The sequence below is a fragment of the Marinomonas sp. 63XJN7_9_ISO-PGPR-S23-217 genome, assembly GCF_056173515.1.
In genome coordinates, this window is record NZ_CM149678.1 from 3760843 (window position 1) to 3782326 (window position 21484).

Annotated in this window: 18 protein-coding genes and 1 pseudogene; 11 read left to right on the forward strand and 8 right to left on the reverse strand. The window is 43.7% G+C overall.

The window, feature by feature from the left end; genetic code table 11:
- Positions 1–105 precede the first annotated feature (105 nt).
- Positions 106–363, reverse strand: coding sequence for a hypothetical protein (locus tag AC0VYI_RS17565; RefSeq protein WP_199477049.1), 258 nt, complete (start codon positions 361–363; stop codon positions 106–108).
- Positions 364–856: 493 nt separating this feature from the next.
- On the opposite strand from AC0VYI_RS17565, the gene AC0VYI_RS17570 reads away from it, so the two are divergent.
- The gene (locus tag AC0VYI_RS17570; protein WP_067341305.1) at positions 857–1246 is read left to right on the forward strand and encodes a tautomerase family protein; all 390 of its coding nucleotides are present in this window, start codon (positions 857–859) and stop codon (positions 1244–1246) included.
- Positions 1247–1368: 122 nt separating this feature from the next.
- On the opposite strand, the gene AC0VYI_RS17575 is transcribed toward AC0VYI_RS17570, so the two are convergent.
- Positions 1369–3882, reverse strand: a complete 2514-nt coding sequence (locus AC0VYI_RS17575) for a CoA transferase (protein WP_475444500.1) — start codon at positions 3880–3882, stop codon at positions 1369–1371.
- Between the two features lie 431 nt (positions 3883–4313).
- Here AC0VYI_RS17575 and AC0VYI_RS17580 point away from each other — a divergent pair, with 431 nt between their 5' ends.
- From AC0VYI_RS17580 to istB, 7 genes are all read left to right on the forward strand, one after another.
- Entirely contained in the window at positions 4314–4772 is a 459-nt protein-coding gene (locus AC0VYI_RS17580) for a universal stress protein (RefSeq protein WP_475444502.1), read from the forward strand.
- A 56-nt stretch (positions 4773–4828) separates the two neighbouring features.
- Positions 4829–6394: a BCCT family transporter gene (locus tag AC0VYI_RS17585; RefSeq protein WP_475444504.1), complete on the forward strand. Its 1566-nt coding sequence runs from the start codon at positions 4829–4831 to the stop codon at positions 6392–6394.
- A gap of 143 nt (positions 6395–6537) precedes the next feature.
- Positions 6538–7698, forward strand: a complete 1161-nt coding sequence (locus AC0VYI_RS17590) for an iron-containing alcohol dehydrogenase (RefSeq protein ID WP_475444506.1) — start codon at positions 6538–6540, stop codon at positions 7696–7698.
- A gap of 38 nt (positions 7699–7736) precedes the next feature.
- Positions 7737–9233, forward strand: coding sequence for a CoA-acylating methylmalonate-semialdehyde dehydrogenase (locus AC0VYI_RS17595; protein ID WP_475444508.1), 1497 nt, complete (start codon positions 7737–7739; stop codon positions 9231–9233).
- 140 nt (positions 9234–9373) lie between these two features.
- The gene (locus AC0VYI_RS17600; RefSeq protein ID WP_475444510.1) at positions 9374–10282 is read left to right on the forward strand and encodes a LysR substrate-binding domain-containing protein; all 909 of its coding nucleotides are present in this window, start codon (positions 9374–9376) and stop codon (positions 10280–10282) included.
- Between the two features lie 927 nt (positions 10283–11209).
- Complete coding sequence (gene istA / locus AC0VYI_RS17605) at positions 11210–12715, forward strand: IS21 family transposase (RefSeq protein WP_475444511.1); 1506 nt, start codon at positions 11210–11212, stop codon at positions 12713–12715.
- Positions 12702–13466, forward strand: coding sequence for an IS21-like element helper ATPase IstB (istB, locus tag AC0VYI_RS17610; protein ID WP_475444513.1), 765 nt, complete (start codon positions 12702–12704; stop codon positions 13464–13466). The genes istA and istB overlap by 14 nt, the downstream gene beginning before the upstream one ends.
- 36 nt (positions 13467–13502) lie before the next feature.
- Here istB and AC0VYI_RS17615 read toward each other — a convergent pair.
- The 3 genes and pseudogenes from AC0VYI_RS17615 to AC0VYI_RS17625 all read right to left on the reverse strand — a co-directional run.
- Positions 13503–14417 (reverse strand): annotated as a pseudogene (locus tag AC0VYI_RS17615) (IS5 family transposase); the annotation flags it as partial.
- Between the two features lie 290 nt (positions 14418–14707).
- Positions 14708–15556 (reverse strand): TauD/TfdA dioxygenase family protein, encoded by an 849-nt coding sequence (locus tag AC0VYI_RS17620; RefSeq protein WP_475444515.1) that lies wholly within the window; start codon positions 15554–15556, stop codon positions 14708–14710.
- Positions 15557–15580: 24 nt separating this feature from the next.
- Positions 15581–15826: an aldehyde dehydrogenase family protein gene (locus tag AC0VYI_RS17625; protein ID WP_475444517.1), complete on the reverse strand. Its 246-nt coding sequence runs from the start codon at positions 15824–15826 to the stop codon at positions 15581–15583.
- 83 nt (positions 15827–15909) lie between these two features.
- Between AC0VYI_RS17625 and tnpA the strand changes: the two genes are divergently transcribed.
- From tnpA to tnpC, 3 genes are read left to right on the forward strand one after another with little or no spacing between them, the layout of a single operon-like run.
- Positions 15910–16194 (forward strand): IS66 family insertion sequence element accessory protein TnpA, encoded by a 285-nt coding sequence (tnpA, locus tag AC0VYI_RS17630; RefSeq protein WP_475444519.1) that lies wholly within the window; start codon positions 15910–15912, stop codon positions 16192–16194.
- A complete protein-coding gene (gene tnpB, locus AC0VYI_RS17635; protein ID WP_067021190.1) occupies positions 16194–16538 on the forward strand; it encodes an IS66 family insertion sequence element accessory protein TnpB in 345 nt (114 codons plus the stop codon). The genes tnpA and tnpB overlap by 1 nt, the downstream gene beginning before the upstream one ends.
- Positions 16539–16564: 26 nt before the next feature.
- Complete coding sequence (tnpC, locus tag AC0VYI_RS17640; RefSeq protein WP_475443559.1) at positions 16565–18184, forward strand: IS66 family transposase; 1620 nt, start codon at positions 16565–16567, stop codon at positions 18182–18184.
- A 35-nt stretch (positions 18185–18219) separates the two neighbouring features.
- On the opposite strand, the gene AC0VYI_RS17645 is transcribed toward tnpC, so the two are convergent.
- Genes AC0VYI_RS17645 through aepX form a run of 3 tightly spaced genes read right to left on the reverse strand, consistent with a single transcriptional unit; the run spans position 18220 to position 21476 of the window.
- The gene (locus AC0VYI_RS17645) at positions 18220–19377 is read right to left on the reverse strand and encodes an aldehyde dehydrogenase family protein (protein ID WP_475444521.1); all 1158 of its coding nucleotides are present in this window, start codon (positions 19375–19377) and stop codon (positions 18220–18222) included.
- Between the two features lie 17 nt (positions 19378–19394).
- Positions 19395–20546: a phosphonopyruvate decarboxylase gene (gene aepY, locus AC0VYI_RS17650; RefSeq protein ID WP_475444523.1), complete on the reverse strand. Its 1152-nt coding sequence runs from the start codon at positions 20544–20546 to the stop codon at positions 19395–19397.
- 18 nt (positions 20547–20564) lie between these two features.
- Positions 20565–21476 (reverse strand): phosphoenolpyruvate mutase, encoded by a 912-nt coding sequence (gene aepX, locus AC0VYI_RS17655; RefSeq protein WP_475444524.1) that lies wholly within the window; start codon positions 21474–21476, stop codon positions 20565–20567.
- Positions 21477–21484 lie beyond the last annotated feature (8 nt).

Genomic DNA, 21484 nt, shown 5'->3' on the forward strand with positions numbered 1-21484 from the left:
TAGGAAGTAAGTTTTGTTCGTTGAATTCTTTTGGGACTGATGAAGATTTTCATCAGCCCCCATATCCTAATGATCGACATTAAATCAGTAGGAGAGAAAGCTAGCTTATAAATGCTTACTGTCTAGATCACTTTTAATGATTTCGAGCAACTTTGCTTCAAGCTCTTCATTGCGATGGAGGTTGATATAGTGTGCTTCTTTTGCACTTAAATGATAGGAAACATTCTGCTTAGTCTTATCATTTTCTACTATCAAAGCATGTTCATGCCCATCTTCCGCTGAAGCTAACTTGATTGTGTACTTGTTACCAGCAATGCGAACGTGCTCTGTTCTATATATCTCTAATGAAGTTAACGACGTCATTAAAAACCATCCTAAATGAATATGATTGTTTGTTTTTCTACCAAGCTATCTTAGCTTTATTTAATTTGATTGGCGACTCGAAAAATCCCCATCAAAACGGATAGACAAATAAAAATAAAGAATAACAAGAAAACGTTTATAAAAAAAATATATTTTCAAAATCAAATATATTTTATATAAATCAATCAGTTAAATATTCCAAACAAAATAACTCGTGGGAATAACAGAGTTGATAGTGAGCTTGATGAACATCACTCTCTATCAAAGAACACCGATACCCTGCTTTGCTGTCGCCTCTTGTAGGCGGGAACTGGGTTGTCATCGCTTTGGGGGCTAAGAAGACTACGCGATATTTTTCATCTGACGGCAAATCTCACAAACTTCAAATTTCCAAGTAACGTGATTCAATTAGGGAAACCTCGGCCTTAGCCATCAATCGCAAAGGATAGTCTGTATGCTAATAAACAAATAGAGACCAACTGATGGAGGTAACATGCCACTAGTAAGAATTGATTTAAACGAAGGTCGTTCGGACGATGAGATAAAAACTATCATGGATACCATTCAAGATTGCGTTGTTGATGCCTTTAATGTGCCCAAAAATGATCGCTACCAGATAGTGACCGAACACAAACCGGGACGTATGGTGCTGCTTGATACAGGATTAGGGTTCGAGCGCAGCGAAGACGCCATCGTCATCCAAGTTTTCACCAGTCCCCGTGCAACGGTGATGAAAACCCAGTTCTATAAACATGTCACTGAACAGCTTGGCAACGCCATTGGACTATCGCCTAAGGACATTCTCATCTCAGTCATCACCAATACTGACGTCGACTGGAGCTTTGGATTTGGCGAATCTCAATACCTAACAGGTCGCTTATAATGAGGCCAGACCGTTATTTTTGCTGATGGAGTCACTTGGGTTCGATGAAGACAAGGTACTTTTTCATCGCCCCTCTACTCTTAACAAAAGAAAAACGGGCGGGCATAAGCCCGCCAAAAATATTAGCTTGGTAAGAACTCTTTCCCCCAGCCTAACCCTATAATCTTGCGTTTGAGCATGGAGTTGATCTCAGCCACATCGTACCCAACTTCTGCTACGATCTCTCGCGTCGAATGACCAGTTCGCTCTGTTGGTTTCAATGGACGAATAGCCGCCTCTGTGGGACGAATCGCATAATGATCAATTTGAGTCACTTGATGGCCACAAGGGTGATCAGGGAAGATCGTAAACGCAAAGCTACCTCGGTCAATACCAGTGGTTCCATCACTAAGACGACTGTTTTCCGTACGTAGATGTTCAATCGACTCAGGAATAGCAGCAGCGATGTCGTTTTCCCGTAGCTTATCTGTCCAATATTCAGATGGCGCCTTAGCGAACTGCTTGGTCAGGAAGGATTGAATATCCTCCACTTTGCCAACGCCTTCTAACCCCTCAATGTCCATTATTTTTTCCAGCTCTAGACTATTGGAGTCTAGATAGATCCAGCCATCACTGGTTTTATAAAAGTGTGCCAACGGACCAAAACCCATCACTCCTCTTCCAGAAGGTTCATTAAATGGGGGACGTCCCGCATAGTCGTAACAATAAGGAATCTGCAACAAATTAGTGACCGCCGAAAGTGAGGTACGGGCACGAGAACACTTGCCTGTTCTCAATTTTTGGTACAAAGCCACAGCCGTTGCCAAACCCGCTGCAAAACCGCAATTGACATCAAGTGTGCCAATGTGTGCATGTTCTTCAGGTGTTTCAATTCCGCCAAAACGACTCATAATACCACTGATGGCTTGAATAATATCGTCGTAACCGATGTATTCCGACATTGGCCCCACACGCGGCCCGCCCAAGCAGTCCAGACGACAAAACAGTAGATCGGGTTTGATGCTCTTCAACGTCTCTTCATCCAATCCCAATTGGACGATCTGTCGCTGAGGCGCATTCATGACAACCATATCCACTGACCGTACCAACCTATTGAAGATCTCACGACCTTCTTCAGTGGAGATATTGACAACCGCACTACGCTTATTGACCCCTGACTGGAAGGTATACATGGTGCCGATTAGTGGATCGTAGAGTGGTGTGACGGGATCCAACTTAATCACTTCAGCCCCAAAGCGCGTCAAGAAGGCGGCGGAGTGAGGACCTGCGATAACATTCGTCAAATCTAGAATGCGCAAATCTTCCAGCCAACCCTTACCTGATGCTGGTTGAATGTCTGCTCCAGTGGGTCGAGTGACTTTTTCGTGAGCCGCTACCTCATTCAACTCAGCCAAGGCTTCATTGAAATCGACATGGCGACACGCTCGCGGCGTCAACATGGCATCGGCTTCATTTTCCAGCCAAGCAATAGGGCCAGGTTGTTTCATGATGCCGTAATCCGGTGTGTCTACCTCAACAATTAGGCCAGCAGCGTTAGTATGCTCGTCTTGTACCCATTCTTCAGTCGTACGATGAGGGGCGCCTGGAATCGATACTTCACCAAAAATACGTCCCCACTCTTCAGAGGGTTTAGTAAGAAAAGCCGCTTTCATTTTGGCAGCAATAATATCCGCCCACTTTTTCGGTAATGGGTAAACACCAATGGATGTCTCACCATCCCATTCACTGATAGGGAGGTGTAAATCGGCGACTTCCGGTAACCCTTCGGCAACCAGTTCATCATAAATGCCTAAGACGGTTAACGCCCGTTTGGCATGGTTACGATGAGAAGGACAGACACAATAAAATTTACGTCCGTCAGCACATTCATAAGTACGATAGAAGGGATCTAGATACTCTTGTAGATCCTCGTACGAAAGATTCAACGGAATGTTGTTGTTGCGGCGGTATTCAATCTCATGCTCACGCATGGTTTTGTAGCGTTCAGGCAACCCATCAATAACATAGGAGTTATAGGACAACCCTTCCATCATTGCTGCAGCAATAGGGACCTCAATATGATCACCTCGCCCCGTTTTTTCTCGCTCGTATAGGGCAAGAACAGCAGAAGCTGCCGACAGTGCCGTCGCATAAGATGACCCTAGTGGGAGCGGTGAAAAACTTGGGTTCAACCCCATCAATACACGATTGAACCCCATATCGGTATAACCGCCACAGGTAGCGGCAACGACCGCTTCCGTCGCTTTCCATTCTCGACGTAATGTATCGTTACTAGCAAAGCCTGGTATCGACAGTGTAATCAGTTCGGGTCTAGCCAAACGTAGAGCCTCAAAATCGATCCCTAACTTTTTCATAACGCCTGGGCGGAAGTTTTCTATCACAATATCCGCTTTGTCGATCAAGGTTAGTGCCTGAGAAAGGCCTTCTTCGGATTTCAAATCCAGCTCTAGACTCAGTTTATTGCGGTTAAGAATTTCATTGGCAGGATTTTTCCAAGTTGGCCCACCTGGTGGATCAATATGGATAACGGTGGCACCAAAATCAGCCAACGCCATCGCGGCGGCTGGGCCTGCAATCTGTTGACCAAAATCTACAACACGGACACCTTTCAAAGGCAATTCATTGTTATTATTCATTTTCACCTTTCCTATCTATGTAAAGCGTTTTCTAACAAAAAGTGAGGGTTGCTTTAATCTCGCAATAACCAAGATGACTACTGACTTTCTGATTTCGCTAAACCAACAACCGATAACGTTGTCACACTCTGGATAGGAGCCGAGTCTAGAAATGGCTTGGGTTGTCTACCAGCAATAAATACTCTCCCTTAGGGTTAAGTTTTTTTATGAGTAACGAGCGTTTTAATTCCCTAATCCGGTTTATCGCGGTAAAAACACGCTCAGCCATAAATAATTTTTAGTCTAAGAGTGCCTTTTTATTTCTTTTCTGCTTCACACACTTTTTAAATAATGGGCCTCGATATCGAAATGAGATCTAATTGCCCATTTCGAGCATCACTGCCACGGGATTAATTAAATAAGAAAAATACAAACCGTTAGGAGCAGCACCAATGAATACAACGTATAAATGCATCCTCGTGCCGATAGACTTGGACCACGAAAGCTCGTGGCAAAACTCGCTACCGGCAGCCATCGATCTCGCTCAGCGTCACGACGCTCAGCTGACGATCACCACTATCGTCCCAGACTCAGACATTCCCACCATCGCTAATTATTTGCCGAAAGAGATTGATGATCACCTTCGTGAAGAAGGGGCAAATAGGCTTAATCAATTTATTGCCGAGCATGTACCTCAAGATATTAGGGTTCAGTCCATAGTGGGACAGGGGCGAATCTATTCTGGAATCCTGCACATTGCATCTGATTTAAATACTGACCTAATCGTTATGGCCTCCCACACTCCTGGTCTGGCGGATTATTTAATCGGGGCTAATGCAGAGAAAGTAATGCGCCATGCCCAATGTTCAGTGATGGTGGTGCGTAACAAAATGGAGAGTAAAACATTATGAATAATAAAAATTATAAAATACCGCAATCAGGCATATTGGCTGGCGTCCATCCAGTTATGGCAATCGGTTCAGCGGTTCTTGTGTTTGCATTTGTCATCTTTACAATTGCTAATCCAACCTATGCCAGCTCCGTGTATAACGCAGCACAGAGCTTTATTACGACTAAACTCAGTTGGTACTACATCGGCCTAATGAGTTTTATGCTATTTTTCTCGGTTTGGCTCATCTTCAGCCGTTATGGGAATATCCGTCTTGGTAAGGACACAGATCGTCCTGAATTTGGTTATTTTTCTTGGTTCTCCATGTTATTCGGTGCAGGTATCGGTATCGGCATATTGTTTTGGAGTATTGCGGAGCCTATTGACCATTTTCAAAGCAACCCCTTTATTACTGTCGCTCAACAGCAAACGGCGGAAGCCGCTCAGGTCGCGATGCGCCTTACGATCTTCCACTGGGGATTACATGGTTGGGCACTGTTCTCGGTAATAGGCATGGCCCTAGCTTACTTCTCGTACCGCAAAGGTCTCCCTCTTTCAATTCGCTCCTGCTTGTACCCGCTGTTTGGAGAGCGCATATACGGTCCAATCGGACACGCAGCTGACCTTCTAGCCGTGTTTGGTACGGTGTTCGGAATAGCAACCTCACTTGGGTTAGGGGCCCAACAAATGAACTCGGGGTTGAACTATTTATTTGGCGTCAAAATGTCGGTCGGAACACAAGTAGGGCTGATTGCCTTACTATCTGTTTTCGCAACGCTGTCCGTACTCAGTGGTCTAAAAAAAGGCATCCGAATTCTCAGTGAACTGAATATGCAAATGACCGCAGTGATGCTTGGATTGTTTGTTATTTTCGGACCAACCACTTATATCCTAGGCTCAATTTTTAACAATCTTGGCGACTATATGTCCCACGTCGTACAGCTAGGACTTTGGGTTGACACGACACCCAAAAGCCAGTGGCAAGGCTGGTGGACTATCTTTTACTGGGGGTGGTGGATTGCTTGGTCTCCTTTCTGCGGCATATTTATCGCCCGTATCTCCAAAGGCCGTACTATTCGTGAATTCGTTCTCGGCGTTCTGATTGCACCAACACTTCTTGCTGCACTTTGGATCACGATCTTTGGTGATTCTGCTATGTACCTCCAATTGTTCGGCGGCGGCGGCATTGTCCAAGCTGTTAACAAAGACACCACTACAGCGCTCTTTAAGACAATCGAGCTACTGGGTAACGGTCAAACAATAACCCTGCTGATGGCTGGCCTCTGTACTTTGATGCTGATTACCTATTTCGTTACCTCTGCCGACTCCGCGACCTTGGTTATTTGTACACTGCTGGCTATGGGCGATGAACATCCTCGTGCACGTTACCGCATTTTCTGGGGAATTGCCGTCGGAGCCGTTGCCGCCGCACTCTTGATTGCTGGGGGGCTCAAGGCGCTGCAAACGGCATCTATTGTGGCCGCGCTGCCCTTCTCGGTCATTATTATCCTTGCCGTCGTCGGACTGTATAAGTCTCTGAAGGCGGAGTTTTCTGAAGAATCAGAGAAGGCCCTGCGTGAACGGTCTAGAAAACTCACAGAGAGCGATGACAGTGTGCAAGCAGTAACTGCACCTAGTAAATAGAAACCTTTAACAACAAAAATTTAACACCATCTCTTATTTGATTAAGAGATGGAACTTAACTCAGAGACCTAAGTTGATTTTGGTTGTCTATATCATCCAAAAAAAATGGCTGCCTCTGTATTTTATAAAATCAAGGAGTTGATATGTCTGCTCAAATTATACTGCCAAGAGTTATGCAGGTCGGTGCGGATGCAACTAAAGAGATCCCCAATATCCTTGCAGGGCTCGGTTGCACAAGACCACTGATTATCACCGACAAGATGATGGTACAACTTGGTTATGCCAGCATTATACAAACCCTGCTCAATGATAATGAGCTAAATGCTGATGTCTTCGACGACACCATTCCAGAGCCAACAGTCGCCTCCATTCAGGCAGGTGTTGAAAAAGCACGCGATGGTAATTACGACTGTATTATTGCTCTGGGCGGTGGCAGCCCAATTGATAGCGCTAAGGCAATCGGCATTCTCGCGCACTTTGGGGGAACCATGCGAGATTATAAATTCCCTCGCGTCGTAAACGAAGCCGGTCTGCCAGTCATTGCCGTGCCCACAACAGCTGGCACAGGATCCGAGGTAACTCGTTTTACCATTATTACCGATGAAACCAATGACGAGAAAATGTTATGTGTCGGTATCGGTTTCATGCCCATCGCCGCCCTCGTGGATTACAAACTCACCCTCAGTTTGCCACAACGCATTACCGCTGATACCGGCATAGATGCCCTTACCCATGCAATAGAAGCTTATGTCAGCCGTAAAGCAAGTCCTTACAGTGATAGTCAAGCGCTCGCGGCCATGAAACTACTGGCACCAAACCTTCGCAAGGTTTACCACAATGGTAAAGATGAACAAGCACGGGAAGCGATGATGCTTGGCGCAACCATGGCGGGGGTGGCCTTTTCGAATGCCTCCGTTGCCTTAGTACATGGCATGAGTCGTCCTATTGGGGCAGCATTCCATGTTCCACACGGACTGTCCAACGCCATGCTTTTGCCAAGTGTTACCGAGTTTTCCATTCCTGCTGCGCCAGATCGTTATGCTGATTGCGCCAAAGCCATGGGCATTGCCAAGGAAACAGACAGTGTTGATCAAGCAAACCAAAAACTGCTTCAGGAACTTCGCGACTTGAATAGTGAGCTACAAGTCCCCACACCTGAGCAATTCGGTATCAACCGTGAACACTTTCTAGAATTGATGCCCACAATGGCTCAACAGGCACTGGCATCTGGCTCTCCAGGAAACAACCCTAGAATTCCTAGTGACAACGAGATTGTTGAAATATACCGCTCTCTTTGGACTTGAAATAACAAACATTAATTTATTATTAAATAGGAAATAACATGAACACTATCGGACATTTGATCAATGGCAAAATAGTTGTTGAAGGCAGCCAAAGCCAGGATGTATTTAACCCAGCGACAGGAGAAGCGACTAAAAAGGTTGATTTAGCCTCTAAAAGCACCGTCGAAGAAGCAATTGCCTCAGCTCAGGCAGCTTACCCTGCTTGGCGCAACACGCCACCGATGAAGCGTGCACGAATTATGTTCAAGTTCAAGCAGCTTCTGGAAGAACATGCTGACAAGATCTGTGAACTGGTAGGCGAAGAGCATGGCAAAATCGTTCATGACGCAGCTGGCGAACTCCAGCGTGGTATTGAAAATGTTGAGTATGCCTGTGGCATACCAGAACTACTAAAGGGCGAATACAGTAAAAATGTGGGGCCTAGTATCGATTCTTGGAGCGAATTCCAACCTCTTGGTGTGGTTGCCGGTATTACGCCATTCAACTTCCCTGTAATGGTACCGCTGTGGATGTACCCTATGGCACTCGCTTGCGGCAACACCTTTGTCTTGAAACCATCGGAACGCGACCCAAGCTCAACATTGTTTGTCGCACAGTTGCTGCAGGAAGCAGGCCTACCAGAGGGCGTATTCAATGTGGTAAATGGCGGAAAAGAAGCAGTGGATACGCTGCTGACCGATGACCGAGTAAAAGCCGTCAGTTTTGTCGGTTCTACCCCCATCGCAGAGTACATTTACAGCACCGCTAACGCCCATGGTAAACGTTGCCAAGCCCTCGGTGGCGCAAAAAACCATGCCATTGTCATGCCTGACGCAGACATGGACAATGCGGTCAATCAACTACTTGGCGCGGCCTTTGGCTCCTCTGGTGAACGTTGCATGGCATTGTCCGTCGCCGTCGCTGTCGGAGATGCGGCTGCCGACCAACTCGTTAGTAAAATGAAAGAAGCAATGGTCAGCCTCAAGGTTGGAAACCATAGCGATAAAAGCAACGATTTTGGTCCAGTGATTACTTGCGCTCACAAAGATAAAGTGGTTGGTTATATTAATAGCGCAGAAGAGAATGGTGCCGAAGTGGTCGTTGATGGACGCAATCCTCAGGTGCCCGGATACGAGAACGGTTTTTTTGTCGGCGGTACACTGATTGATCGTGTAACACCTGACATGTTGAGCTATAAAGAAGAGATCTTTGGCCCAGTCTTGCAGGTAGTTCGTGTTAAGACGATGCAGGAAGCAATGGATATGATTGACGCACATGAATACGGTAACGGTACGTGCATTTTCACTCGTGACGGAGAAGCGGCCCGCTATTTCAGTGATCATATTCAGGTTGGTATGGTGGGCATCAACGTGCCGCTGCCAGTACCAGTGGCTTATCACAGTTTCGGTGGTTGGAAACGTTCCTTATTTGGTGACTTACATGCCTATGGACCGGATGCCGTTCGCTTCTATACTAAGCGTAAGACAATCACTCAACGCTGGCCCTCTGCTGGTGTACGGGAGGGTATCGAGTTCTCAATGCCGACTATGAAGTAACCTTGGCTGGCGGCTTTATAAGAGCCGCCAATTACAAAAAATAATGAGCTTAGTGGATAAGTATTTTTTTGTAGCGTTTTATAAAAAAGTAAATGATACTAAGCTCCGCTTTAGACTTTGTTCTGAGACCCCTAACAAATATGAAAAAGCGTCTCCCGCCTTTAAATTGGTTGCACTCTTTTGATGTTGCTGCTCGTCATTTAAACTTCACTCTGGCAGCCACAGAGCTAAACCTTACTCAAGCCGCCGTAAGCCAGCAAATAAGAGGGCTCGAATCACAATTAGGCTGCACATTATTTAAGCGACTACCAAGAGGGCTTGAATTAACAGATTCTGGTCTTGCCTATCTACCAGTGATTCGTGATTCAATAGCACGCATGTCGGCTGCAACAGATGAAATATTCGGTCAGGTTCGACATCGCCCATTAACCTTAAAAGTCAGTTTAGTATTCTACACCTGCTGGCTAGTGTTTAGGCTTGCCCGCTTTCGTGAAGCCCATCCCAACATTTCTCTACGTTTCACCAGCAATATCTGGGTGAATGAGGTTGATCAAAAGGATGCGGACATGGAAATTCGTTATGGGCATGGTGACTGGCAAGGAATGATCTGTGAACGCCTAACTTGGGATCGCTTGATCCCCGTTTGCGCTCCAAAACTAAGGAGTTTGCAACGCCCTCCCGTTTCGGTTGAGGAATTATCACAATGTACGCTTCTGCATGTACTCGGATACGAGGAAGGTTGGGGACATTGGCTTAACAAAACCGGATACGGGCACGTGGAAGCCGCTTCCAATATCCAGTTTGATACATTGATCTCCGCACTGGAAACAGCCGCACAAGGCGAAGGCATTGCCCTGGGACGTTCGTCTCTCGTCGAAGGAATGCTGTCTAGCGGGAAACTCATCTCCCCCTTCGAACATAGCATAGAAACCTCAGAAGCCTTTTATCTTGCAAGACCAATCAAACAAATCCCTCACCCCAATGCCGAAGCCTTCAGACAGTGGATATTACAGGAAATTGGGACAAGTCATGCACAATTAACAGGATGAACGTTAAATTTAGATGCTGTTTGGCCAGCCAAGTTTTAGACGAAACGATGCTACTCTCTCAGGAAACAACGTAACCAACCCTAAGAGTTAGCCATTAAGGCAGCAATCCGCAATGGATTGCTGCCTTAACAGGTTATTCTCAATCTTTGAAAAACGCCACAATGGATTCGATCGGCCCACAAACATAGATTGGCGGCAAAACAAACTTCTGCCAGAGCTAGCCACTCTCTTTTTTTTATATACTTGAACGAAAATGACAGTAATTTCGATGAATTCACAGACACGCTAATCCAGCCAAAAATACTGAAAACATAGAGAAAAAATGGAAGCGTTTGGAAAATTTAAGGAAAATTTAAGGAAAATATATGGAAAAAGAAAAACAAAAAAGGGCATACAAATGAATGTAAGCCCTTGATTTTATTACTTAATTCAGTGGTAGGACTAAGCAGATTCGAACTGCTGACCTCTACCATGTCAAGGTTACTCTGAATATTCCCTTACATGGCGTTCAACGACTTTATATAACGTATTCAATGCCTTAGTAAACACACATCCTTTGAATCAAAGCAATATAAGGCAATAAAACTCTATATCAGGGGATTTTGGCCCATTTTGATCCCATCTTGGCCCATGACCTCTACTCTTCGAATCAAAGCATCTCAAATTAGCCCATGCCTTAAAGGCAAAAACACCCATAAATGCATGGTTTCAATTGCTTTGAATCAAAGCATACTTTTGGACATTTTTACTTTCTGTGGATTAGATTTCAGCCTGCTTTTTGAAGGAATTGAGCTTATAACTTCTTCCTATAACCTCTGAAGAAAGTTAGGGATAATATATTAGACGACAATTAACTTGTCCGGTCCGCGACAACTAGCATGGCCGCTTTTGATAAGCTTCAGATGTACTCATTATTAAGAGATTGAGATGTCTGGAGTCTTCATTACTCAACAGCAGGTCACGTTATATATGTCTTATCGTAAGCAATCCAAGTTCACTCAATCTCAGGCTGCAGCTAAAGCCGGTTTCTCCGAACGTTCTGCCAGACGCATCGAATCAGGGGATAGCTTCACTCAACATCAACCCAGATCTTATCGAACTCGTGAAGACCCTTTTGACGGTTTGTTCGAGGAATACCTAGTGCCTTTATTGGAAACAAATCCCGCTTTGCAACCCATTACTTTACTCGAGGCTTTGGAGGAGAAATTCCCCCATCAATTTGATGAGTCACACCTAAGAACCCTGCAACGGCGAACAAAATGCTGGCGAGCTCAGAATGGCCCCGACCAAGAAGTCATCTTCCTTCAACGCCATACTCCTGCCGCTATGGGTATCTCGGATTACACTTGGATGAATCGCCTCAACATCACCATTGCGGGAGAAGCGTTCAAGCATAAACTCTACCATTTCCGACTGGTTTATAGCGGCTGGACTTACGCTCAAGTCGTCTTAGGGGGCGAGAGCTTTGAATCTCTATCATCCGGTTTACAAAATGCCTTGTGGCGCTGTGGTGGGGTGCCAGACACCCATCGCACTGATAGCCTAAGTGCCGCCTATAACAATCAATCTGAAGCCACCTTACTCACCGAGCGGTACGCTAAACTCTGCGGTCATTATGGGGTGATAGCCACCCGAAATAACAAAGGCGTTGCTCATGAGAACGGGGCGATTGAGTCCCCTAATGGGCATTTAAAACGCAAAATAGACCAACAACTGATGCTACGAGGACACCGTGACTTTACCGACTTAGCGGCCTATGAAGCCTTCATCCAGCAAGTTGTCGCTAAAATCAATCGTCGCTGTGCTACCCGCTTCGCGGAAGAGAAAGTCCATCTAAAACCGCTACCCGCTCGACGCACCAACGACTTTAGTCAGTTGCACGTCAAAGTCAGTTCAAGCAGCACCATCAGTGTTAAGCGAGTGACCTACACGGTGCCTTCAAGGCTGATCGGCACCAGTCTGTTGGCGCACATTTACGACACTCGATTAGAGCTCTTTTATGGTCATGTGAAGACCTTAACCTTGACGAGGATCTATGCTCAAGCCCCTATCAGGGCTCGCTCGGTGGACTATCGTCATGTCATTCATTCACTGGCGAAAAAGCCCAATGCCTTTAAATGCTCACTATTGCGTGATGACCTCATCCCAGCAGGAGACTTCACCTTGCTGTGGCAGCAGTTGACCCAACAGGGGGTTACTGATACGGATTGCCACTACATGGTGAACCTACTCGTTCTTGCCGACAATTACGATTGCCAATCTGCCTTAGGTCGATATGTGCTCAATGCCTATGATGCTGGACAGCAAGTCTCCATCAAACAGTGCCGTGAACGATTCGCCCCTGCACCAATAGAAGTGCCGATAATTCTTAGTCAGCAACATCCTTTAAGCAGTTACGATAGTTTAATCGGAGGCTCCCATGGCCAACATTGAAAGCTTACCCTTGCTGTTGAAAGAGCTACGCCTCAGCGCCATGGGGAGACACTGGTCTGCATTGTCAGACAAAGCCACCAAAGAGGCATGGGAACCAGAGCATTACTTGGCAGAATTATGTGAATTAGAAACTCATCAGCGTCATGAAAGTCGGCTTAAGCGATTACTAAAAGACAGTCGGCTACCTCCTGACAAATCCTTGAGCCACTATGACTTCAATGAAATAACGGGCATGACTGCCCAACAGTTTAAGCAAAAAGTGACACAGCGTGATTGGTTGCGCCAAGGGCATAACATTTTGCTCTTTGGTGCCAGTGGGTTAGGCAAAACCCACCTTGCTGTGGCGCTTGGTCATGCCCTCGTTGCGCATGCCATCCGCGTCAAATTCATGTCCAGCACGACATTGGTCCAACAGCTTCAAAAAGCAAGAGAAGGACTGGGACTTGAAGAGGCTTTAAAGAAACTGGATCAGTATGAACGACTGATTTTGGATGACATTGGCTATGTGAAAAAGAGCAACAGTGAAAGCCAAGTCCTGTTTGAATTGATCGCCCATCGCTATGAACGCAACAGCTTACTGATTACGACCAACCAAGCGTTTAGTGAGTGGGACAGCATCTTTGGAGACAACATGATGACTGTCGCCGCGATAGATAGACTGGTACACCATGCGGACATTTATAAACTAGAAGGGGAAAGTTATCGCAGAAAACAAGCTATGAAATCTACCGAACAAAAACGGCCAAGTTAATTGACGCCAACCGGACAAGGTAGTTGACGTCTGATAGGCTCCCACAATGAAGGATTCTTTTGCTGTTACGGCTATGCTCGCTTTTACACCAAATTCGTAGCGTTTATGCGCTTTGCCTTTGGATATGCAGTCCACATTAGGTTCATGCAAGCTATACAGTTTGTTTTTGCTCTGGCGAGTTTGTTTTAGTAATCGATAGGCTTGGTTGAGTGTGTCTTCTTGCTTTTGAGTGAGCGTTAATCCTTGTCGTTTTACTTGCCGATCAACATCTCTCAGGACTCGCCCTAAAAAGCCTTTGACTTGCTTAATCGCTTTTCTCATCCGCTTATATTGTTTGGCGTGGCCATAGCGTCCAATTTTTGGCATTAACTCATGACAGGCTTTGTCGTAGGTTTGTCTTAATGTAATGTTTTGTTCTTTGGCGACCTGAGTGAGCTGCTGTCGAGCCTTGTTGTAGAGCTTGGCATCGGTTGGGAAGGTGATGTTTTTTTCTTGTACCGTGGTGTCTACCACGACTCGTTTTAGGCTCGCTGGTTTGATGACTTTTAGTTTCAATCCTGCTTGTATCGTCTGGGTAAGCAGCCATTCACAGCCTTCTTCTCCTAACCGTTTTCGCCATTTAACAAGACTGGTTGGATGGCACGGGAAGTCGTGCTGGAAAAAGGTTTCGCCGCAAAAGTATTGGTAATAAGGCGATTCAAGCCATTGCTCTAGCAGCAGCTCATCAGACAAATTATGCAAGTGCTGCAAATACAGCAACCCCGCCATAAGACGCGTTGGCAACGCGGCCGCACCAACGCTTGAAAAATGGGCACTAAGCGTTGAGTCCAATTGCTTCCAATCAATGATCTTAGCCAGCCGAACTAAAGGGTGATTGGGGTTAATGATGTCAACGAGCTGAGGTTGGAATAAATCCTTTTGCGGTATGATCTCTGTCTGACGAGGCTTCATAAAACTCACCTGTTCTGCAACTTTTTGGGCCTTATGGCGTATTTATAGCAAGACTTAGGCACTAACTATCTTATAAAAATGCATTAGATTCAATAGGTTGAGAGTTTTTCAGGGGCGACTAATTTAAGTTGGCAAGATTGTCTCATGTTGCCGACTTAATCGCATGTTCCTTAGGTAAATAACCAAAAATTACGAACTTCAACCCAATCAACTCTTTCCCTTCAATGACCCTACTATAACCTGAACATTACTAATAATTATATTAAATTTGAATAATTTTAACCACAGATTTAGCTACTAGTAACCTGTGTTCGCCACATTAATCGTCGATCTTTTTCATCGAAGCTGTCACGACGATGCATTGTACAGCGGTTATCCCAAATTAAAATATCGCCCACCTGCCATTTATGTTTCCAAGTAAGACTAGTATTGACAGTATATTTCCATAACTCATCCAATAAAGATTCTGATTCTTTAATTGTAAGCCCAACCACATATGCATTCAGGCGACGACCTAAGTATAGGCATTTTAGTTTAGTGATAGGATGCTCTTTCACAATTGGATGAATCGATCCTGGCGAGACTGTTAAGTCAGAAACAGGTGTATATCCATATCGTAACTCACCGACTGCGGTGTAGCATTGATCGTGCTTGATAGACAAGTTAGCAATACGTTCTTTAAGTTTTTCAGGTAAGCTGTTGTACACCATATACATATCCATAAACTCAGTATCACCACCGATAACAGGAACCTCTCGAGCATAGAGTAAACTAGCGATTGGAGGATTATCTGAATAACACATATCAGTGTGCCAATGAGCTTCTTTACTACCCAGATGACCAATTTTTTTATCATTTTCCTTTATATTCGAAACTATCATTACATATGGATGATCATCTGTTGAAGTAAGCTTGGTTTCTTGATTAAAAGCTTTCTCTGGATTTCCAAATAAAGAGCTAAAATAGACTAATGAAAATTTATTAATATTTTGTCCACGTAATAACAAAACTTTATTTTCGCTCCAAGTTGCTAACAATTGACGAATAATTTTATCTCCAGACAACATACTAATATTTAAATTCAATATTTGTGCGCCGATATTAGGAGTAATTTTTGTATATATTATAGCATCATTCATAATAATTTTCCATATTATTAGGTTTTACCAAGGAATGGTTAATGTATGTAAATTTGTATAGTTTTTATATGATTCACTTAACCCCTCTTTAATCCCTAGCCCTGAATCTTTCACTCCACCAAAAGGTGATAGCTCGGTACGAAAACCGGGGACTTCCCAGACATTAAGTGTTCCTACATTAAGCTGTTTAGCCAGCACTGTTATCCAATCCATTCGAAAAGTACATACTCCGGATGAAAGACCATATGCTGTAGCATTGTAAGCGTTCATTCTACGCCGTTATTTCATCCCATCTTTTCGCACTCTAAACTGGACTCCGTTTTCATCTCATAACCGATAACGGAGTCCAACCCATGACCAAACCCTATACCCGTCGTTCTTCTTCTGAATGGCAACAAATCATTGACGATCAAGCCGAGTCTGGCTTATCCGCCCCTCAATACTGCGAACAGCATCAGGTGAGTTACGCCAGTTTTAGTAAATGGCGTCAGCATTTTTCGGGAACTAAAGCCTCGCCAGATTCTAGTCACTCAGACTTTATCGATCTCAGTCAGGTGCCCACTCTCTCAGGTACTGGACGTTGGAACATTACCTTGTGTTTAGGTGATGGTGTTGAGCTTCGATTGAATCGTGACTGATGTTCCTGCCCGATCCCAATGCTAAAATTTGGTTGCATACCCAACCCACAGATATGCGTAAATCCTATCGTGGCTTATTAGGGCTGATCAAACAACACCTCAAAGAAAACCCACTCATCGGGTATTTTGTCTTCATTAACCGGCGCAAAACCCAGATGAAAATCCTCTATTTTGACACCTCTGGTTATTGCATTTGGTGTAAACGACTGTCGCAGGGGCAGTTCAATTATGCGTCATCAGAAAACGCTAAACACGCCCTAAGTGTGATTGAATTGCAGCACCTCTTAGCGGGCATAAAAGTCGAAAAATATCGTCAATTTAAACGCTACAAGCGAGCATCATGACAAGTTGGATGGTATAATCCAACCCCATGAATGACGCCACTTACCGACCTATTTTACCCTTCAAAAACATCGACTTGCTTCACACGAATGAGGTCGAAAAACTGCGTGCTGAAAACGAAGCTATGTCTTCAAGAATCCGCCAATACGAAGCGGAAGTGCACATGCTAAAGCGTGAGTTATTTGGGCCGAAAAGCGAACGTCGTACCTTACTCACACCAGATCAACAAGCCCTCGCTGATATCGTGGGTCCGATGTCAGCCGAACCAACCCGCGTAGAAGAAGAGTCTATCGTTGAGAAGGACAAACCTGAGTCTGCCAATGTTCGTGGCAAAGCGCCCAAGTTTCGTAAAGGCAATGAAATTAACATCACCGGATTGCGTTTTGATGAGTCTATACCGGTTCGTGAAAAGGTTATCTTAGCGGACGAATTACAAGGCCCCAATGCGCACGAATACGAAGAAGTCGGCTTCAAAGACGTCAGCCGCATCGTACAAAAAACCAGTGCCTATGAAGTCGTCATCACCAAACGTCAGGTGGTGAAGCACAAAACCAGTAAACAGCTCATTACCGCGCCACAGCCGGATCTGATTTTTGACAGTTCCCTCGCGGATGTGAGTTTTATCGTTGGCTTACTGGTTAATAAGTTCTTGTATCACTTACCCCTTTATCGTCAACACCAACAGCTTAGCGCTTCCGGCATCACCCTCAGTCGTGCAACGCTCACAAACCTCACCAAACGCGGGATCGAACTGTTACGACCCATTGTGGTAGAGCAACTGATTAGTGTGCTGGACAGCAAGGTACTGGCCATGGATGAGACACCGATAAAAGCCACCCGCCAGCCTGGGGTAGGCAACCAACCCGGCAAAATGAAGCAAGCGTATTTTTGGCCCATCTATGGCGAGCAGGACGAAGTGGTGTTTACCTTCTCCCAAAGCCGTGGCATGAAACACATCCAAGACTTACTGGATCATGTTTGGCAGGGTACCTTACTGACCGATGGTTATGCCGCTTACAGTCGTTACGAAGCCACCTCACCGGAGGTCACTCATGCTCAGTGTTGGGTGCACATGCGTCGTCAGCTACTGAAAGCCGAAATGGAAGAAACCGAGGCCGTCACCCACGCGCTGAACCTGATTGCCGCCTTGTACCAGTACGAAAGCCATATCAAACAGAAAGGTTGGTCAGATGAGAAAAAACAAGATTACCGAGTGCAACACAGTAAGCCCTTAGTGGATCAATTTTTTGCCTTCTGCGAAGAACAAACCCAACGGGCTGACCTATTACCAGACGATACCTGGATGAAAGCGTTGAACTACACCTTAAAGCGCAAACGCCAACTGATGGTCTTTTTGGAAAATCCAAACGTTGCCATGGACACCAACCACCTAGAGCGAGAGATAAGACCCATCCCAATGGGTAAGAAGAATTGGCTCTTCTGTTGGACAGAACTGGGCGCCGAACATGTCGGCATCATCCAAAGCTTGATCAGCACCTGCAAGCTGCACGACATCGACCCCAACGTCTACCTGACGGATGTCCTACAACGAGTCAGCCAGCATCCAGCCAAAGACATCGCGGACTTAACACCAATACGATGGAAGCAACTGTTCGCAGACAACCCGTTGAAATCGCCCTTACTCTGAGTCAGTGGCTGTCAATGACTCCCTAGAATGAACGCTTACGTAGCATTGACCATTCGTATAACTTCTTCTAGTGTATTAAATGAAAGTATAGGTGTAACTGGTCCAAATGTTTCTTTTGCAACCAATGACATGTCAGTGGTCACCTGATCAAGTACAGTAGGTTGCAATAAAGCCCCACAGCGTTTATGTCCAGTATGAACTCTTGCTCCTTGCTCTAGCGCTTCTTGAACACGACTTTCAATTAAGATAGCTGCGTCTTCATCAATAACCGTTCCCATTTGAGTATTTTCATCAAAGGGATCACCTGTACGCCAAGACTGAGTTTTTTCAACAATATATTTAGTTAATTCCATAACTATATCCGAGTGTGCAAAAACACGTTTTACAGCTGTACATCGCTGTCCACTATTTTTATACGAACCAGATACAGCCAAATCGGCAGCTTTATTAAGGTCGGCATCAGGTAAGACAATCAAAGGGTCATTACCACCAAGCTCTAAAATTAAACGACGATAGCCTGCACGTTTAGCAATATATTTACCTACCTCAACACCACCAGTAAAGCTAATTAGCTCTATAGACTTCTGCTTTAAAAAATATTCAAATAGCTCACGGGGATCTCCGAATACAATTAAAAGCATTTCACGTGGAAGTCCTGCTAAAAACAACATATCACAAAAATAATTTGCCGACATTGGAGTCTTTTCTGAAGGTTTTAAAATAACAGTATTATTAGTCGCAAGTGCAGGTAAAATTTTATGAGCAACCTGATTGATTGGATGATTAAAAGGAGTGATAGAAAATATAATTCCTTCTAGAGGCTGTCTATAAGTAATAATTTTTCTCTCTACATTCCCTTGAGATATATCAGAATTCATAACATCACTTTTCTCTGTCAGCAGTTCACTCACTGTTAAAGAAAGTACATTCAAAACTCGTTTTATCTCATATCGACTATCTTGCATAGACAAACCAGTCTCTTGAGAAATTAATAAGGCTGCATTCTCAAAATCTTCACTAATCAATCTATAAGTCTTATTAAATATTTCTGCACGATCATATCGACTTAATTTAGATTTATAAACTATAGACCTTCTAATAAAACGTTCAATATCGTTAATAGCAGTAAAGTCTAAAACCCCAATATTATTTAAATTATAAGGATTTCTTATAAAAATTTTATTTTTTTTCATTATTTACAACCTATGATTTAACCGAAATTAATAAATTGATTCTTAAAGTCTTTAATACTCTCTCGAGGTGTGATTTTTGGCCTACTTAAATCTTTACGACTACCAGGCGAACAAATAATCTCAATAAAATGAGGCCCTTCCTCCTTTAATGCTAGCTCTATAACTTGGCTTATCTCGTTTTTATTATCAACAGTTACCGCATAGCTATAACCTAGAGATTTCGCCACAACAGATAAAAATAAATCAGCAGCTTTAGTAGCCTGACCACCAACAGAATCATGACATCCATTATTAAAAACAATATGAATTAGATTTGGAATGTCTGCTGTATTAGCTAATCCACCCAGGTGCATGAGGAGAGCACCATCTCCATCTAAGCAAACAATTTTTTTCCCAGGAAACTCCAACGCAATTCCTAAAGCAATTTGTGAGGCGTGTCCCATTCCACCGATAGATAGAAAGTCATGATTGTGGCTCTCTTCATTTATATCTCTAATTTCATAGAGTTCCCGTGAAAGCATTCCTGTAGAACTTATTATAGGAATTTTTTTTGGTAGAGAACTAACAACCCATAGAAGGGACTCTTCTCTGGAAAAATATTTCTTTACAAAATTTTTTTTCTTATATTTTTTCTCAAGTGATAAAAAAGTATTTTTACGTACAACTATTGCAACAGGCGACATACCTTTATTAGCCATATTCAAGGAAGAGTTTATGGCATCAGCAACTGAATAATCACTGTATTCTGGACCAATCACTGTATATTGAATACCTAATGTTTGAAGCATTGAAATTGTTATCTTACCTTGTTTGATATGTTGAGGCTCGTCATTAACTTGTATATCATTATCAAGCTCTCCACGCCACCCTATAATAAGCAGTATAGGTATGGAATATACATCTGGATCAGCTAAGGAGCACAAAGGGTTTATTGCATTTCCTATTCCAGAATTTTGCATATATACAGCTGAAATTTTTCCTTTAGCAAGATAATGGCCAATAGCCAAACCGATAGCAGAGCCTTCATTAGCAGTTACAGTATTTCTACAATTTTTTTTTCGTCTATCTAGAGCCAAACCAAAATCTTTTAATAATGAATCTGGCACTCCAGAAAATGAAACTATGCCAGCCTCAAGAAGTAATTTAACAAAAACATCAGGATTAATCATATTACTCTCTCTTGGATATTATTTAGTGCCTGGGATAAGTTCTAATATTTCTTTAATAGACATACATTTTTTCTCAACCTCCCAAGTTCTACCATTTTTTAAAACCATCTCAACAACATGTTTCATTGCTGGATAAGCAGAGCGTAATAGATGGTTAGCGTATATTACTATATTAAACCCTTGATCAATAAGATCATCAAACTTAACTTGATTAAAACTAGTCGGCACACAAACCAAAGGAATCAATGGATGCGACTTTCTAAATTCTCTAGCAAACATAAATATTTCTTTTGGTTCATTTTTACGACTGTGAATCATAATTCCACTAGCGCCTGCTTCAACATAAAGTCTGGCCCTTAATAATGCATCATCTATTCCTGCATCCAAAATGAAACTTTCTACCCTAGCGATTATCATAAACTCGTCAGTTTGACTTGCCAAAACTGCAGCTTTAATTTTTTCAGCAAATTTTTCAGGAGCAGCTTGTTTTTGAGAAACATCATTACCGAAAAGCGAGTTTTTTTTAAGTCCTTCTTTATCTTCCATTATGATAGCTGATATCCCTAACCGCTCAGCAGAAGCTACTCGAAAAGGAATATGCTCAATTCTTCCACCAGTATCAGCATCAAAAATAAGAGGTTTACTAGTTACTTCAAAAATCTCTGAAATATTATTAAATCTGCTTGACATTTCAACTAACTCCGTATCGGGTTTACCTCTGAGAGTTGAATCAGTCAGTGAGCTAGACCAGAAACCATCAAATTCAACTAATCTATTAGCGTTAAAAACTTTTATCTGTTCAACCAGCATCGCTGATAAGGGGCTATGAGCCTCCATTATTCTAATACCAGCTTTATGTTCTAACTTATTCCGGAGAGATTCTCGACGTCTTCCCGCTGTTATGCCATTATATTTAAAAATACTATCCATAATTAATC

What these genes read in the sequence shown, in the direction of transcription:
- AC0VYI_RS17645 (WP_475444521.1), bottom strand. Translation starts at nt 19,377, where the DNA reads ATGAAAAAAAATAAAATTTTTATAAGAAATCCTTATAATTTAAATAAT.
- AC0VYI_RS17575 (WP_475444500.1), bottom strand. Translation starts at nt 3,882, where the DNA reads ATGAATAATAACAATGAATTGCCTTTGAAAGGTGTCCGTGTTGTAGAT.
- AC0VYI_RS17580 (WP_475444502.1), top strand. Translation starts at nt 4,314, where the DNA reads ATGAATACAACGTATAAATGCATCCTCGTGCCGATAGACTTGGACCAC.
- AC0VYI_RS17565 (WP_199477049.1), bottom strand. Translation starts at nt 363, where the DNA reads ATGACGTCGTTAACTTCATTAGAGATATATAGAACAGAGCACGTTCGC.
- aepY (WP_475444523.1), bottom strand. Translation starts at nt 20,546, where the DNA reads ATGATTAATCCTGATGTTTTTGTTAAATTACTTCTTGAGGCTGGCATA.
- AC0VYI_RS17590 (WP_475444506.1), top strand. Translation starts at nt 6,538, where the DNA reads ATGTCTGCTCAAATTATACTGCCAAGAGTTATGCAGGTCGGTGCGGAT.
- tnpC (WP_475443559.1), top strand. Translation starts at nt 16,565, where the DNA reads ATGAATGACGCCACTTACCGACCTATTTTACCCTTCAAAAACATCGAC.
- AC0VYI_RS17620 (WP_475444515.1), bottom strand. Translation starts at nt 15,556, where the DNA reads ATGAATGATGCTATAATATATACAAAAATTACTCCTAATATCGGCGCA.
- AC0VYI_RS17570 (WP_067341305.1), top strand. Translation starts at nt 857, where the DNA reads ATGCCACTAGTAAGAATTGATTTAAACGAAGGTCGTTCGGACGATGAG.
- AC0VYI_RS17585 (WP_475444504.1), top strand. Translation starts at nt 4,829, where the DNA reads ATGGCAATCGGTTCAGCGGTTCTTGTGTTTGCATTTGTCATCTTTACA.
- AC0VYI_RS17625 (WP_475444517.1), bottom strand. Translation starts at nt 15,826, where the DNA reads ATGAACGCTTACAATGCTACAGCATATGGTCTTTCATCCGGAGTATGT.
- istA (WP_475444511.1), top strand. Translation starts at nt 11,210, where the DNA reads ATGTCTGGAGTCTTCATTACTCAACAGCAGGTCACGTTATATATGTCT.
- aepX (WP_475444524.1), bottom strand. Translation starts at nt 21,476, where the DNA reads ATGGATAGTATTTTTAAATATAATGGCATAACAGCGGGAAGACGTCGA.
- istB (WP_475444513.1), top strand. Translation starts at nt 12,702, where the DNA reads ATGGCCAACATTGAAAGCTTACCCTTGCTGTTGAAAGAGCTACGCCTC.
- tnpB (WP_067021190.1), top strand. Translation starts at nt 16,194, where the DNA reads ATGTTCCTGCCCGATCCCAATGCTAAAATTTGGTTGCATACCCAACCC.
- tnpA (WP_475444519.1), top strand. Translation starts at nt 15,910, where the DNA reads ATGACCAAACCCTATACCCGTCGTTCTTCTTCTGAATGGCAACAAATC.
- AC0VYI_RS17595 (WP_475444508.1), top strand. Translation starts at nt 7,737, where the DNA reads ATGAACACTATCGGACATTTGATCAATGGCAAAATAGTTGTTGAAGGC.
- AC0VYI_RS17600 (WP_475444510.1), top strand. Translation starts at nt 9,374, where the DNA reads ATGAAAAAGCGTCTCCCGCCTTTAAATTGGTTGCACTCTTTTGATGTT.